The organism is Bacillus sp. AR8-1 (assembly GCF_008042345.1).
In the GTDB taxonomy this organism is placed as follows: domain Bacteria; phylum Bacillota; class Bacilli; order Bacillales; family Bacillaceae_G; genus Bacillus_A; species Bacillus_A cereus.
Window position 1 is genome coordinate 17,648 of record NZ_QNUB01000014.1, and the last position, 16,782, is coordinate 34,429.

Genomic DNA, 16,782 nt, shown 5'->3' on the forward strand with positions numbered 1-16,782 from the left:
ATTGAAAACAGAATTCCATTGATAAAAAATATGTTTTTACTAGATACATATTAAAAAGACAAGCATAAATTATATTAGATTTTGGCAAAGTCTTTTTGACTTGGAAAAGGATTTAAATCTTACTTATAGATTTGATTCCTTTTTATATACTATAATCATTATATTTCTACGTAAATATAATACATTAATAATGATTTAAAAGCAAGAATTTTAGTAGCGGTACGTTCACACATCCATCAACTTAAGATTTTAAAGTAGCTCTTAAACAAAAAAATTCTTTTTTTAATTGATTAATTAATAGTAAACAAGGAAGGTTGGCAAATTAACAACTAAAGAGATTTCTTCAGGTAAGCTAATAAGTAATCTATCAAAAAGTCCTTTACAAAATTTATACCTAAGTCAATTATAAGATCATGTAAATTTAAAATAATGTAAATATTATACATTTTTGTAAAAGGCACTCATTGACACTTGTGTATATAAGTAACTATACTCGTTACATCAAATTGAATGTGTGATAATACGATTTTATTATTATTACAAACATGTAAATATAAAAATAGAAAATCCCAATTTGATAAATACAATGGTAGAGGTGTTTATTATAATGAAGCACAAATTAATTGCAACAGGTATCCTTGCAGGATCTATATTATCCTATTCTTCTAATATTTTAGCAGATACTCATACATTCCCTGATGTTCCTGTATGGGCCGATAAATCTGTTAATTATTTAGTTGATAAACAGGTATTGAATGGTTATCCAGATGGAACTTTTGGTTCAAATGACTCATTGGACAGAGCTTCGGCTACAAAAATTATGACAAAAGTTTTAGGGATACAAATTGATCCTAATGCAAAACCATCTTTTACTGATTCACAAAATCACTGGGCTACTCCTTATATTGCTGCTGCTGAAAGAGCTGGTATTGTTAAGGGTGAAGGTAATGGAATCTTCAATCCATCTGGAAAAGTAACTCGCGCTGCTATGGCTACGATGCTAGTAAATGCATATAAACTACAAAGCACAGCAAATCATAACGAGCAGGTTAGATTTGAAGATTTAAAAGGGCATTGGGGAGAAAAATACGCCAATATTTTAATAGATTTAAAAATCTCTAATGGTACCGAGAACGGTTGGCAACCAAATAGATTTATAACACGTGCTGAAGCTGCTCAACTTACTGCAAAAACAGATATGTTACAACAAAATTTAAACGATGAAAAAGAGATTATTACTGCTACCTCATATGAAGATTTAAATTTAACAGTGGCTTCGAAAATTACAGCTCAAGAGATTGATAGTTTTATTGCGAAATATCATTCGGATAGCCCTTTAGTTGGCCATGGGCAAGATTTTATCAATGCGCAAAATCAATATGGTGTGAGTGCTCATTATTTAGCAGCGCATGCGATTTTAGAATCTGGATACGGAAAATCAGAAATCGCATATCAAAAACATAATCTATTCGGTCTACGTGCATATGATGGAGATCCGTTTAAATATGCGAAATATTTACCAAGCTACGGCGATAGCATTGCTTATAATGCTAATTATGTACGAGAAAGATATTTGGAAGAAAGTGGTATGTATTATAACGGGCCAACATTAACTGGCATGAACGTGAAATATGCATCAGATAAAGGCTGGGCTAAGAAAATTGCAGGCATTATGGAACGTATTAAACCGTTTCGTGTAGAAGACTATACATATGCAAAAAAATTACCAAAGAATCCTGAAACATTAGATGTCGACGCGTTATCTAATGAAATTCCATATAAAATGTATGCAGACAATTCAAGCTCAAATGTTGTATCATCAGCTACTTACTATCAGGTACCTTATCCATTTAATTTAAAAATTAAAAGTAGACCAGATGTAGCTGTCGAGGAGAATAAAGTTGGTACAGTAACTCCTGGAACAACCATCTTTATTTATCGTGAAGATCCAAATGGATGGGTAGAATTCTCTTTTGAAGCGAATGGAGAAAAATACTGGACATTAAAAAGTAAATTAAGTATGTAATTAAAAAGATCTATTTCACTACTTTTAATCGTTTAGATTATAATCGCATATAATTGAGAGATAAGTTTTTTACTTTCTTAAAATAAAGTTATGTATACAAGAAAAGTTAGAGAATTATTTTCTCTAACTTTTCTTCGCTAGTATTTGAAATTAAAAAGATGGTGGAGTTACTCCAAATATAACAGTGACTTTGTTTAAAGAGTTGTTTTCCCATTTATGCTTTGCATAAGGTGGGATTTTAACACTATCACCTGTATTGAGAAGTAAAACCTCATCATTTAGATATAGTTTCACTTGTCCTTCCATAATAAATGCTATTTCTTCCCCTTTATGTGCCACAGGCTCCATAGATGAAGCAGTTTGAGGTAACAGATTCATTAAAGCCAATTCTAGTGCTCCATCTAAATTAGGAGATAATAGCTCATACGAAACATTGCCGCTTTCAGGAAAAGTTATTTTTTTCCTTTGGTTAGCTCGTACAACTAATTCTTCTGTATTGGTATCCTCTAAGAAAAAATTAAACAATGGAATATTTAATCCTACAGAAATTAATTTTAGTGTTTGTAATGAAGGGTTTGTAATTCCTTTTTCAATCTGACTTAACATGGAAGGTGTTATATCAGCTAACTCCGCTAAAAGCTTACTGGTTAATCCGGCACCTTTTCTAAATGTCATAATTTTGTGACCAACATTAATATCGTTCATATATGTAATCCCCTTTAAATAAGTAAATAAAATTAAATTATTATTAATTTTATTTACTTATACTTAATATATTGTTAATATATACTTAATTATAATAAATTATGATTAATTTTAAAATATCGTATGTACATATGGCAGCAGCTGCGAAAAAGTGGGAAAAAGATTTACTTAGAAACAAAGGGGCTACTATTTTTGAATATACAGCTGGTTATAGTAAAGCAGTAGAAGAAGGAGGAACATAAGTTAATAAGAATCAAATGTGCTATTTTATTAACGATGAAAAATCAAAGTATGTATTTTAAGGTAATGCAGTAGTTGCTACTCGTCTGAATAATTGATATACAAATAAAAGTTGATGGATCGCATCCTCTATTTGTATATCTACCATGTGGAGTAGGATTTGGTGGAGCTTCGTTAAGTTTAAAAATTATGGTATGGGATCATGTACATGTAATTTTTGCTGGGCTACCCATTCTTCTTATATGCTAATAGGTATGATGACCGGATTGTATGATGAGATTCCCATACAAGATTTTTAATGAAAAGGATTCTAATAAGTAAAGGACAACTTAAGAGTAGACTTCAATGCTGTATTGTAAAATTTTTAAGGAAGTGAAAAAAGTATGAAATCAGCTTTAAATAGTATTATGATCTCCTCGATTTTTGCAGTAGGAGGGATCCTTTCGCTTTTGTTTAATTTAATGGGGAATCAAGATTGGATCTGGAATTGGGTAGGGCTATTACTAGCATATCTATCTTTGGGCATTTTAATCGGTTTATATAATAAAACTGTGGATCACAAAACATTTCCTAAAATACTAAAAAGAACTTTGTTTATTTCCTTTAATGTTACTATATTAGGGATAATAATAGGGGTAACATACCAACTATTAGGAAAGTGGAATCTTACTATAATGATGTATTATTGGTTGATAATTTTATTACTACATTTAATTACTGTAATAACATTAGTCATCCTAGTATTCGAAAACGGTAATAGTAAAAATTACAGCTTACTATATAGTTTTATTATACTTTTAAACATTGTCCTTACCTTAGGACCAGTATTATTTCCAGTAGTTCTAACTATTATAGGAAATGCCATGAACGTTAGTGCAGGGCACTAATTTTCACCTATATAGATTATTAAAATGATTAGTCCAAAATTGAGATTGGTTAAGTTAAAAAACTTAATAAACAAATAGGATAGTAAAACTAAACGACATAAAGTGGAATGATTTGATAGAAAGAAGATTATAATATGAAAATTAAGCTTAAGAAAAAAAGAATTATAAGTGTATTGTTGGCTATTACATTAGTAGCAATAGGGTATTACATGTTTCAATCTATTACAAATCCTAAGCTGGTAAATGCGAAAGAGGGAAACAGTGTTCAACAAGTGAGCAGTCTACCTAAAAATGAATTAAAAAAACCAATACCTAATCGTTTTGATGGTAAAGAAAGAAAAGTTGCATATTTAACTTTTGATGATGGACCAGGAAAATATACAGCTAACCTATTAGATGTATTAAAGAAAAATGATGTGAAAGCAACGTTCTTTTTAATTGGCGATAATGTGAAAAGGTTCCCAGATTTAGTGAAACGAGAGCATGTAGAAAACCATTATGTGGGCATGCATAGTATGACACATGATTTTAAAAAGTTATACACCAATCAGAAATATGTGAAGGAAATGAAAGAGGATCAATCTTTAATTAGAAATGTTATTGGAAACTCCCCGAATTTAACACGCCCACCATATGGGTCAATGCCTGGATTAAATGAATCACTTCGAAATGAAGTGGTCGGAAATAATTTAAAAGTATGGGATTGGACAATTGATTCTCTAGATTGGAAATACAATAAATTACCTGTGGATGTAGCGGCCGCAAAAATTGTTCAAAATGTCTTAGCAGGTGCAACGTCTTCAAAAGAAATTGTTTTAATGCACGATATTCATCCACAATCTGTCGCGGCAGTTCCAGCAATTATAAAAGGATTAAAAGAAAAAGGGTATGAATTTGAAGCTTATGATGAGAACAATCATTTTCCAATAAACTTCTGGCATGATAATTGTATATAAAGAGATATATTAGTTAAAAGAAAATCAGAATCGAATAAGCAATTCATATAGGGTTTAAATATTTGTAAGAGCGTGTTTAGATAGATGAAAACACGCTCTTTTTACTGAACTATTTTATTGTAGATTTAAGTATAGGCTTTCTAATTTCAGAAAAATTCATATGATTTTTTCATTCACTTCTACATAAGCGTTGGATATTTTGTATGTTTGTTTAGAGTGAAAAGAACTCATAAAAAACCGCTATTATTCATGTACTTCTTCATATATTTGCACCGCACTTATTTTTTGTATGTGGTTAAAACTAGTTTTTAAGAAGCATATGTTTTAGCAACTGCAGAAATTCTGTATCACTTTTATCATTTTTTATATAATCCTGTTCGTAGTTAAAAATCATTCGTACTAACATAAAAGCTGTAAGCGGTAATGGTACCTTATGCAAAGCTCCTTGCTGATAACCTTTTTCGAGCAAATTACTTATCATGTTAATTGCTTCTTCTTCAGATTGTTTAAAACAAGTTGTAATTTCAGGTGAATGGTACTCTTTATATTCTTGAAAGAGTGTAGAAACAAACGGATCTTGATGATATTCTAGGCTGATATAATGAAGAATTTTTTGTATTCGAAGTAAAACATCTTTTTCTTCTTTATATAAATTAAATAATTGTGAGCGTTTGAGCTGAATATGACGCATATAGCAGTCACATAATATTTCAGTTTTATCTGTATAGTAATAATAAATAGTACCTTTACCAACTTTAGCTGTCTTTGCAATTTCATCAACCGTTGTGTTACGGACACCACGCGTAGAGAACAGTATTGTGGCAGATTGAATGATTTTTATTTTTTTATTTTCTTTTTCTAATTTGATCATTGTCTACACCCTATCCTTGAAATATTTAGCGAAGTTTTCTATCTTTACATTCTGTATTAGTTCATTTGTAATTTTGTAACTCCTAATAGAAAGTCCTCTATTTGCTTCTTATAGAATAACATACACCATTCTTATTTCTAGTATATAACTATAATAGAATGCAACTGTATCACTTAAGATAAAAATGAAAGTTTAAGGTAATAATTTTTTAATCGGACGATGATTTCTTTCTTGATTTAATTATTTGATTTTTTATTCAATTCATTTTATTATATAAACATGACTAAAAGACGTTTTTAGTCGGATTTTTTTACGGAAAACCGACTGATATTCGATTTTAGTCGGTTTCTATACTATTTGAGAGAAGGTAGACACTATGTGTGGAATTGCAGGGTGGATAGACTGGTCTAAAGACCTGTCTAATGAACAAGAAACGTTAAAAAAAATGACAGATGCTATCATTCACCGAGGACCTGATGCAGAGGGGCATTGGTTTTCAAAACGAGCGGCATTAGGTCATCGACGTCTCATCGTCATTGATCCTGAAGGTGGCCTTCAACCTATGCTCTATAAAGATGGAAATGATATGATTGGCCTTACGTTCAATGGAGAAATTTATAACTATCAAGAATTACGTAAAGAACTTGAGGAGAAAGGTCATAAATTTCAGACCAAGTCGGATACAGAGGTATTACTACATGCTTACTTAGAATGGCAAGAAGATTGTGTTCAACATCTAAATGGGATTTTTGCTTTTGGTATTTGGGATGAAAGATTTGGGAAATTGATGCTTGGTCGTGATCATCTAGGTGTGAAACCTTTATTTTTTGCTCAAAGGGGAAGCGCAATTCTCTTTGGTTCAGAGTTAAAAGTTTTACTTTCGCATCCATTTGTAGATGCAGAGGTAGATAAAGAAGGACTTTCTGAAATATTTTGTCTTGGGCCAACACGTACTCCTGGTCATGCTATTTTCAAGGATATACATGAAGTGCGTGCTGGGCATTACATGACGTTTACCTCTAATGGCTCGACTACGACACAGTATTGGAAACTTGAAAGTAAAGAACATGTAGATGATATTGATACAACAGTTGAGACAATCCGTTCCATTTTACAAGATACGGTAAAACGTCAGTTAATTGCTGATAAACCAGTGGTATCTATGCTTTCTGGAGGTTTAGATTCCAGTGGTTTAACAGGTTTAGCAGGAAACGAATTTGGGAATAAAGGGGAACGTCTTCATACATATTCCCTGAATTTCATCAATGATGAAAAAGACTTTGAGCAAGACTTCCTTCGTTTTGATCGTGATGAACCTTGGGTGAAACGTGTGGCTGAATATGTAGGAACAAAGCATCATTCTATAGAGTTAGGATCAGATAGTTTAATAGAGCATTTATTAACTCCAATGCGAGCGCGTGATCTACCTGGAGTTGGAGAATTAGAAACGTCTCTTTATTTGTTATTTAAGGAAATGAAAAAAGATGCAACAGTTGCACTTTCAGGCGAATCCGCAGATGAAGTATTCTCAGGATATCCATGGTTCCATCAAGAGAAGTTTCTAGATGCAGAGATATTCCCTTGGAGTGTTAATTTATGGTATAGCACAGAAATTCTATCAGAGGATTTTAAAGCGAAGATTAGCCCTGAAAAATATCAAAAACAAAAATTTGAAGATGCGGTTGCTGAGGTTCCTTTTTTAGAAGGTGAAAGTGATCTGCAAATGAAGCAACGTCAAATGTCTTACATGTTTATTACACGTTTCTTGCCATTTATGCTAGAACGAAAAGATCGCACAAGTATGATGAATGGCTTTGAAGTACGAGTTCCATTTTGCGATTACCGGCTTGTAGAATACCTATGGAATGTCCCATTCGAAATGAAAAGCATAGACAATATTGAAAAAGGTATTTTACGTAGAGCTTTTGAAAATGTACTTCCAGAGGATGTACGTTATCGCAAAAAAAGTGCATATCCAAGCACTAAGGATGCCTCTTATCTACAAGGTATTAGTGATTGGATGTTACATGTGTTGAACAATCCTGAATCACCTATTTTGCCATTAATTAATGTAGAAAGAGTTCGTGCTATTGCAGAAGGAAAAGACGAAGTAATTTCAGGTAATGATGCACGAGGTATAATAGATTATTTACTTCAAGTTAATAGTTGGCTAGAGGAATATAATATTAAATTAATATGGTAGATGTAATTTTCAAATAAAGAGAATAGCTGAAACATCAATGACCTAAGTGAACCGCACCTCCAATGTATTAGATAGTTATCTAATAATTGGAGATGTGGTTTTATTATTTTGATTTGCAATAACCCTAATCAGTTAGTTAATTAGAATCAAATAAGAAACATAGAAATAGGGGTAATAATATGAATTGGAGGTTCCTTCCTGAGAATAGGGAGTCTCTTTAATCTCGCTACCGATAATTAAATAATATGTTAATTAGATTTGATTATTGTATGCATCGCCTTTTCTTCAATAAATATTAAGTGATAAACTTCATATATAGTATATAAGGAGATTATCTCATGGGTTATTTGTAAATATTAGATGGGGAGTATTTGATACATACATAACCTAAAGATTTAGATGAAATTAATATAGATAAGTATTTACTACGATTGCCTTCCTATTTTTCTTAGAATTTTTTTAGTGAATCAAAATTTAAATTGCGTATACATCTTTTGTACTAGTAGACCTAAGTCTAAAAGTATGTACAATTACACCATTTGACTAATGGGTAAACTTCACAAACTGATATATACTAGTATTGTGTCTTGCCTTTTTAGGTGTAGTACACAGCCGGTGATTGGCTAGTGGATGTTCTTCCATTTTGCCAGTGCCGGTTTTTTGTTGGATAATAGAGAAAATGAAGTTTTTATAAGGAAAGAAGGGGTTGTTTTGAAAGATGTAAATTCTATCTTTATGAGAGAAAAGATTGCTAGTTTTTATCTTTATTTTATTTCTTTTCTTGGTTTGGTTACTATAACTATATCTTTACTTGAAATTAAAATCCCTTCTCATCTAACAATACTAATATTGTTGTTACTTTTTATGGGGATTGCAGAGTATTTTCCTGTAAGATTTTGGAGAGGAACTAGTTCGCTTACCTTTCCGATAATTTACGCTATGAGTTGGCAGTTTGGAATCCATATAACTATTGTTGCTATTGTACTCGTTACGCTAATTATTCATCTGCATCGCCGTTCACCGATACAAAGAATGTTATTTAATAGTACTCAGCATGCACTTAGTTTGATCTTGGCCGAATGGCTCTCAAACAAATGTATGTCCTTATTAATTAATAAAATAGATATGTCGGTTCTGTATGGAAATTTAATATCTTTATTATTATTTTGTGTATTTTTTTGTTTTTTCAACAATCGCTTTTACGATTTGTTAATGATACTTCTTCTGCAGCCATATTCAATTTATCAGTGGTATAAAAAAACTGTAACGGTATTTCTTTGCGAAACTTTTGGTTTCTCTTATGCGGCACTGATGCACGTATTAATTAGTACATATAGTGTGGAAGTAAACGAGATTACAGTACTGTTTTTCTTTTTTCCACTTGTAGCAACTTCAGTGATAAGTTCTTTTTCTGTACGGATAAGGATGGAAAAGGAACGATTATATGAGTTATTTCTTATTACGACCGAAATTAGTCGAGGATTAACCGGAGGAAACTTGAAACATATTAAACAAGCACTCAAAGGTTTTTTTGGCATACAAGCATATGTAATATGGACAAAAGATGATGGGAACTGGAATATTCTATTAAAAGATGGGAAAGTCCGCTCTTATATATCTGATGATTCAGAAAAGTTCAGGGCGTTTGAAGGAATCTCTAAAAATCTTGTATTTAATGATTGGAAAATTGGTACGGCTCCTGGAGATGAAATATTTGATAGTGTTATACGATCACTTGTATATTTTCCTCTTATAGTAAATGATGAATTAATCGGAATGTTTGTTGCAGGGAAAAGTAGAAATGCGGGATTCTTTCCAGAAGATGTACAGTCGTTAGCTACATTTTCTAACCAATTAGCTAACGTAGTTAAAACAAGGATATTGATTTCTGAACAGGAAAAAAGAATGATCTTAGAAGAAAGAAATAGAATGGCTCGTGAAATTCACGATGGTATTGCGCAAACATTAGCCGGGGTGATATTCCAACTAGAATCCGCCCAGAAAAAATACCGTGATAAACCAATAGATATGCAGCAAGTAGTAGAGAAAAGCATAAAAGATTTAAGAGGAAGCCTAGGAGAAGTTCGTTACTCTATTTATGCTTTAAAACCATATCCAACACAACAATTAGGCCTTAAGCAGGCGATAGCAAGTAAAATAAAATCTTTAAAACAAGAATATGAACTAGACATTATCTATCATGAAAGAGGTCATGCGCGAGCGCTTAGCTTTTCAAAAGAAAGAGTGATATTTGATACATTACAAGAGAGTTTGCAAAACATTGTAAAACATGCACAAGCAAAAAAGGCTGATGTTTTACTCAGTTATCAAAGTGAGCACGTGCTTTTAAGGGTAAAGGATAATGGAGTTGGCTTTTCTCTGTTTGAGTCTATGGTTAAAACGAAGAATGAGCCACATTATGGTATATTACATATGAATGAACAAGCTGAACAATTAGGGGCTACTTTACAGATTGATAGTTCTGTAGGTAAAGGGACAGAAATTACACTGTTAATTCCAGATTCACAAACAAGGGGTGCGTAAAATGATTAAAATATTAGTAGTAGATGATCATGCTTTTTTACGAGATGCAATTCGGAGCATACTAGAGGATGAATCTGATATGAAAGTGGTTGGAGAAGCTAGCTCTGGGGATGAAGTATTGGGAAAAGTAGAAGAATGTGGACCAGATTGTATTTTGATGGATATTAACCTTCCAGGGAAAAATGGGATTGAAGCTACCGAGTTAGTGAAAAAAAATATCCAAATTGCCGAGTACTTGTGTTTACAATGTATGAGCATGATGAGTATTTAATGGATGCACTCCAGGCCGGTGCTGATGGTTATTTATTGAAGGATTCCTCATCAGAGCAGGTAGTAGCAGCAATTCGAATGTTATATCGAGGCGATTCCGTTATTCATCCGCGTATGACTAAAAAATTAATTACATATCATCAGCAAAAAATGAAAGTAGAATCAAATGAAAATGAACTGACGGAACGTGAAAAGGAAATTCTCTTTGAACTAGTAAAAGGACTTAGTAATAAAGAGATTGCTGAAGTTTTATATATTAGTGATAAAACAGTTAAAATTCACATCAATAAAATTTTTAAAAAGCTAAATGTGAAAAGTCGTTCGCAAGCAGTGATTTATGCAGTCCGAAATCAATTGGTTCCGCTAGATTAAATAAGAAATCTTTCAAAGAACTATCGTGTTGCTTTATTCTGTATCACAAAGAATAAAGGACAAGATAGTTCTTTTGTACTATGTAGGCATAGAATCCTTAGAGAAAAGATACTCCTTTTGTTCAATTTTCAGAATAATCTAAATGTGGAATAATAAAAATAGAATTACATTTTAACCTTGTTAATAATTCATTTTGTAAAAATATTTTGTTGAAAATAAATGATGGGGGGCTCTTATAGAAAGTGTAAAGTGAGTGATTATCTATATGAGGTATGGGGATGGCAGTAGTGTTGGAAATCTTTCATGATACAAAAGATTAAGATTAATAGAGTTTCCAATGCTAAATGGGAATTTAAGAATCAATTTGTTTCAAAAAATAATATTAAAAATGGGGAGATGCAATATGAAACGAGGGAAATTTGGAAAGATTCTTATTGGAACGTTAACAGCTGGAATGTTATTGTCTCAAGGAATTCCATATAACGTATTAGCGGAAGAGGTAAATACATCTACTTTAACTGGAATTGATGATGCAAATGCTATCTTAAAAGGCCTTACAAAGGAACAACGTAATGCCTTAAAAACGTTAGATACAAAACCGGGTTTTGTTATTTCGCCAGGTATCAATACCGCAAGTCCTAATAATGTGAATGTGATTATAGAATTTAAGCAAGCACCTAGCAAAATTGAAGTATTAAAACAAGCGGCTAAAGGGAAAAAGGTAGCTCTTTCAAATGCGGAACAAAAGGTAGAAGCATCACATAAAGGATTTAAAGCAGAGCTTGAACAGCTTCAAAAGAATAAAGAGAAAGGAACAAATGTAAAATCTGCAAAAATAACAAGAGAATATAAGAATGCTTTTAATGGTGTAGCGATTTCTTTACCAGCAAATATGATCGAAGACTTAGTTCGTACCGGTATCGTTAAGCGCGTATGGGAAGATCATGAGGTTAAAATTGATTTGCCGAAAGAAACAACTAAGACTGCTGTTGAACCGAAAGTGGCGGATAGTGTACCGCAAATTGGTGTGGACAAGCTGCATGATGAAAAAATAACAGGGAAAGGAATTAAGGTAGGTGTACTGGACACAGGTATTGATTACAACCACCCGGATTTGAAAGATGCATATAAAGGATATCGTGCAAAACAAGGTGAAGATCCAAGTAAAATAGATCCGAACTCCATAAAAGGATGGGACTTTGTTAATAATGATGCTGATCCAATGGAGACAACGTATAAGGATTGGCAAAATTCTGGAGGATATCCTGAGATTTATGAGGGGAGTGCATATTATACATCCCATGGTACGCATGTAGCTGGGACAATTGCTGCAGACAAACAGAATAGTGTGGATTATGCAGTGAAGGGTGTTGCTCCAGATGTAGATTTATATTCATATCGCGTATTAGGTCCATATGGAAGTGGACAAACAAGCGGTATTCTTGCTGCGATTGATAAAGCGGTGAAAGACGATATGGATGTTATCAATTTATCACTAGGAGCGTCTATTAATGATCCTTTATATCCTACTTCTGTCGCAGTGAACAATGCGATGTTAGCTGGTGTTGTTACAGTAGTAGCAGCAGGTAACAGTGGTCCGGAAGAAGGTACCATTGGATCACCTAGTGCAGCGGCACTTCCAATTACAGTTGGAGCCAGTGATGCTGCAATGACGATCCCAACGTTTTCTATCGATGCAGGTGATTTACATGTGGATAAGATGATGCTACTTGGAAAAAGCTTTACTGATAAGATTGAAGATTTGAAAGGTCAATCCGTATCAGTTGTATATGCAGGGCTTGGAAAATCAAATGATTTTACAGGAAAAGATGTAAAAGGAAAATTAGCTCTTATCCAACGCGGTGAGATTACATTTGATGAAAAAATTAAGCATGCTAAGGAAGCAGGCGCAAAAGCGGTAATCGTATATAACAATGTAGATGGTGAAATTACAAGTTATCTTGGGGAAAGTACTTCGTCTATTCCATCGTTCCGCTTAACAAAAGTAGATGGTGAGAAATTACAAGTAAAAGCTGTACAAGGAGATGTGTCGTTAGCGTTTGGAGAACTAAGTAATATAAAAACAGAGGGAGATCACTTAGCTGATTTTAGCTCCCGCGGTCCTGCAACTAAGACAGATGATATTAAGCCAGATATTGTAGCACCAGGTGTGTCTATTTTCTCAACTGTTCCTGAATATATTAATGATCCAAAAGATGGAGATAATTATCCGGTAGCGTATGGACGTATGTCAGGTACCTCTATGGCAACTCCTCATACTGCAGGGGTAGCGGCACTTATTTTACAAGAACATCCAAACTATAGTCCATTTGAAGTAAAAGAAGCACTCATGAATACCGCAGTTGATTTAAAGGAAGAGCGTTCTGTATTTGAGGTGGGCTCAGGACGAATTGATGCATATCGTGCAGTTCATGCAGATACATCTATCGAGGTTGTTGATAAAACATCAAACGTTGTAGGTGATGAAGAAGTAGAAATTGAAGAAAAAACAGGTTCTATTGCATTTGGGTATAAAAATCAAATTGAAAATGGGCCTATTAAAGATAGTCGAAAAGTTTTAATTAAGAACAGCAGTAAAACAGATGGGAAAGAGTTTAAATTAGAGGTGAAATTTTCACCTACAAGTGTAGGTGTGCAAGATGCAGCGAAGAATGGTGTGAAGCTAAACGTACCAGATTCTATTAAAGTAGCTCCTGGTGCATCAGAGGAAATTAACCCTGAAATTACCATTCCAGAAAACGCTGAATTTGGTAGATATGAGGGCTATATTCATATTTCAAATAAAAACAATGAAAAAGAAGTATATCAAGTACCATTTGCAGTTAAATTCACAGAAAAAGGGATTGCGTCTGTAGATTTACTGAGAGATGCAATGGCAACAGATGCTTCTAAATTCCATCCATTTATGGAAAGACCAAGTTCGCCGTTGTCATTTAAATTAAATAGTCCTCTCGAAACCATTGATGCAATTGTGAAGGACCGAACGACAGGGAAGGCATTAGGAGTCGTTGGTACACTTAATGCAAGTAGTCTAACACCGAATGTTGAATATATGATGTTTTCTGGTATGGGAGGGTATGTACTTCCATTCACAGGAAATCCAGCTCATCCAATTGCGGATAAACCTGTTATGTTGCCTGATGGAGATTACGAATTGAACTTCGTTGGATATGATAAAGAAGGAAAATCTTATACAAAAGGCGATAGCATTATCATTGATAATGTAATACCTGAAATGAAATTTAAGGATGTACAACCTGGTATACACGAAGTCAATGATTCTATGTTTAAAGAAGAAGACGGCCAGCGTGCATTATGGGTGCATGGTAATATTTATGATTCTACAGTAGATGCATTAAAGGCAAAAGGCTTGCAATATGATCAAAAAGCGAATCAAATTGTATATTATCAAAACTCAGCCTTCCCATCAGGTTGGTTGAATACAATTCAAGCAAATGGTGATTTTAAATTTGGAGTACTTCCAGAGGAAATAAATGAACCATTAAATTTAAAATTATTTGGATATGATCTTGCAACTGCAGGGAATATGGCAACTGGATATAAAGATTACGTCTTTGTAAAAGAAGGGACAGAATACGCTGTTCCAAGTTATGACAAAGATAAAATCAAATTAGGAGAGAAAATTACATTAACTTTGAATCTTAATAATGTAAAACAGCTTATGTCAGGTACATTTGAAATTCCTTATTACAAGCAGCTATTTAAATTTACAGATGTGAAACCAAATCCAGCACTTACGGAATATGTAGAACAACATGGATTGAACCTTAAATTAGAAGATCCGAAGATAAGTGAAGCAGGAGCTTGGGAAAACAAGGTGAAAGTTGGCGCATCATTGGAAGGAAAAGAATTTAAAGGATTAGATGGAGATAAACCATTTTTAGATGTTACATTCGAGATGACGAACGATGAATACTTTAATGATTTGACTGCATTTGGAGTAGATAAGTTCTCTTATACAAAAGTTGGTGCATCAGAAGGCATTGAGATTCCTGCGTTTAAAGATAAATCTTTTGCTATTGTTTCGAAACATTCAACGGTTACAGGATATATTGGCCCGGAAGCTTTCTTGAATGAAGAGGGGTATTTAGGTAAGAAAGACTATACAAAACTAGGAGCAAAAGTGTACGCAGTTGGAAAGAATGGAAAGAAATATACAGGAACGATTGGTGATAACGGACAATTTGAAATTCATAGTGTTCCAGTAAGCGATAAAGAATATGATATTTTCGTAGAAATGCCAGGTCATTTAAATAGTAAATTAACAACAAAAATAGGGAAAATGCAGGATGGAGAATTAGTGGGACAAAACTTTAGAGCTGACATGGATGATAACCTTGCAGGTGATGTAAACGGCGATAAAATGGTAGATATTCAAGATGCTAGAATAGCAGCTTTATCGTATGGAAAAGGAAAAGTATCTGTAAAAGATGGAGATATAAATCAAGATGGTGTTGTAGGTGAAACGGATGTTCGTTTAATTGAGAAAAACTTCTTGAAAAAGGGCCCAGATGCTAAAGGAAACGAGAAACCGAAAGAAAATGTAGGGCCAGTGACGTTAGAGAAAATTTTACGCTCTATCGGTTTAGAACCAAAAAAATAAGTGGACAAACTTCTAGAGTAAATAAAGGCATCAGACAATGGATATTAAATGAAATGGATTGGTTAACAAATGACCGGAAATGATTTACGGTAACATTACCGGTCATTTTAAGAGTCATAGTCGTTTGGGTACATGAAGTAACTAGTTTAAAGTAAGTTTGCTTTCATTATGGGACAAGGAAGTTGCTTAATTATTATTGTTGTTTGTGGGATGGAAATAAGGTTTGTAGTTTAAACTTTAACAATAGGGGGACTTGTGAAATGGGTATGAAGAAAAAACTTGGTATGGGTGTTGTAACTGCAATGCTTGGCTTATCCTTAATTGGCGGGGGAACATATGCATATTTTAGTGATAAGGAAGTATCACAAAACACGTTTGCAGCGGGTACTTTAGATTTGAGTGTGAATCCAGAAGTTGTTATTAATGTCGACAATCTGAAACCAGGTGATGAAATGGAACGTGGTTTTCAATTAGTAAACAAAGGAACCTTAGCAATAGGAGATGTGAAACTCCTGACAGATTACAGTGTAATCGATGCGAAAGGGGATAATGGAAATGCTGATTTTGGTGATCATATCCGTGTTGATTTCTTGTGGAACTTGGATAAAAATGAGGTTCCAATTTGGTCTACTACATTATCTGAATTAAAGGTAGCTACGCAAAATGGAAATATTCCTAATCTTGTAAAGAACGGTATTGTAGATCGAGAAGGAAATGGACTTGCTCCAGGTGATGATGATACATTTTATGTAATGTTTACATTCGTAGATAACGGTGAAGAACAAAATGTATTTCAAGGAGATGCGTTGAAATTAAATTGGACTTTTAATTCCATGCAAGCAAGCGGTGAAGAAAAGTAAGTGTAATAATTTGTATACTATATGTGTGAGACATATCGTATACAAATGAAAAGAACTGTTTTGAAATGAAGGCGTTTATCCTCAATGGTAAAACTCCTTATAAAAATATGGGTGAAAAACTTGATGATGATTTCCCTTTTAAAACACATCGTAAAAATATTTTGCGATGTGTTTTGTTGTAAGTTGGAGAGTACAGAAATATT

Annotated in this window: 10 protein-coding genes and 1 pseudogene; 9 read left to right on the forward strand and 2 right to left on the reverse strand. The window is 33.3% G+C overall.

Annotated elements, in window-relative coordinates:
- Window positions 1–607: 607 nt before the first annotated feature.
- The gene (locus tag DN400_RS08770; protein ID WP_000680995.1) at window positions 608–2,026 is read left to right on the forward strand and encodes an S-layer homology domain-containing protein; all 1,419 of its coding nucleotides are present in this window, start codon (window positions 608–610) and stop codon (window positions 2,024–2,026) included.
- Between the two features lie 150 nt (window positions 2,027–2,176).
- Here DN400_RS08770 and DN400_RS08775 read toward each other — a convergent pair whose 3' ends face one another.
- Window positions 2,177–2,731 (reverse strand): helix-turn-helix domain-containing protein, encoded by a 555-nt coding sequence (locus DN400_RS08775; RefSeq protein ID WP_000997922.1) that lies wholly within the window; start codon window positions 2,729–2,731, stop codon window positions 2,177–2,179.
- Between the two features lie 101 nt (window positions 2,732–2,832).
- Here DN400_RS08775 and DN400_RS08780 point away from each other — a divergent pair, with 101 nt between their 5' ends.
- The 3 genes from DN400_RS08780 to DN400_RS08795 all read left to right on the forward strand — a co-directional run bounded on the left by DN400_RS08780 (window position 2,833) and on the right by DN400_RS08795 (window position 4,814).
- Complete coding sequence (locus tag DN400_RS08780) at window positions 2,833–2,973, forward strand: hypothetical protein (protein ID WP_003260087.1); 141 nt, start codon at window positions 2,833–2,835, stop codon at window positions 2,971–2,973.
- A 381-nt stretch (window positions 2,974–3,354) separates the two neighbouring features.
- Window positions 3,355–3,858, forward strand: a complete 504-nt coding sequence (locus DN400_RS08790) for a DUF3902 family protein (protein ID WP_000833542.1) — start codon at window positions 3,355–3,357, stop codon at window positions 3,856–3,858.
- Between the two features lie 134 nt (window positions 3,859–3,992).
- Window positions 3,993–4,814 (forward strand): peptidoglycan-N-acetylglucosamine deacetylase, encoded by an 822-nt coding sequence (locus tag DN400_RS08795; RefSeq protein WP_147801635.1) that lies wholly within the window; start codon window positions 3,993–3,995, stop codon window positions 4,812–4,814.
- 301 nt (window positions 4,815–5,115) lie between these two features.
- Here the strand turns inward: DN400_RS08795 and DN400_RS08800 are convergent, their stop codons facing one another.
- Window positions 5,116–5,685, reverse strand: a complete 570-nt coding sequence (locus DN400_RS08800; protein WP_000593066.1) for a TetR/AcrR family transcriptional regulator — start codon at window positions 5,683–5,685, stop codon at window positions 5,116–5,118.
- Between the two features lie 376 nt (window positions 5,686–6,061).
- Between DN400_RS08800 and asnB the strand changes: the two genes are divergently transcribed.
- From asnB to DN400_RS08825, 5 genes and pseudogenes are all read left to right on the forward strand, one after another.
- Window positions 6,062–7,888 carry an asparagine synthase (glutamine-hydrolyzing) gene (asnB, locus tag DN400_RS08805; RefSeq protein ID WP_147801636.1) on the forward strand — a complete coding sequence of 609 codons (1,827 nt, stop codon included), beginning with the start codon at window positions 6,062–6,064 and terminating at the stop codon, window positions 7,886–7,888.
- A gap of 711 nt (window positions 7,889–8,599) precedes the next feature.
- A complete protein-coding gene (locus DN400_RS08810) occupies window positions 8,600–10,432 on the forward strand; it encodes a GAF domain-containing sensor histidine kinase (RefSeq protein ID WP_147801637.1) in 1,833 nt (610 codons plus the stop codon).
- Window position 10,433: 1 nt separating this feature from the next.
- A pseudogene (locus tag DN400_RS08815) lies at window positions 10,434–11,074 on the forward strand (response regulator).
- Between the two features lie 403 nt (window positions 11,075–11,477).
- The gene (locus DN400_RS08820) at window positions 11,478–15,719 is read left to right on the forward strand and encodes a S8 family serine peptidase (protein ID WP_098837437.1); all 4,242 of its coding nucleotides are present in this window, start codon (window positions 11,478–11,480) and stop codon (window positions 15,717–15,719) included.
- 260 nt (window positions 15,720–15,979) lie between these two features.
- Window positions 15,980–16,579, forward strand: a complete 600-nt coding sequence (locus tag DN400_RS08825; RefSeq protein WP_016077688.1) for a TasA family protein — start codon at window positions 15,980–15,982, stop codon at window positions 16,577–16,579.
- The last annotated feature ends 203 nt before the right edge of the window (window positions 16,580–16,782 follow it).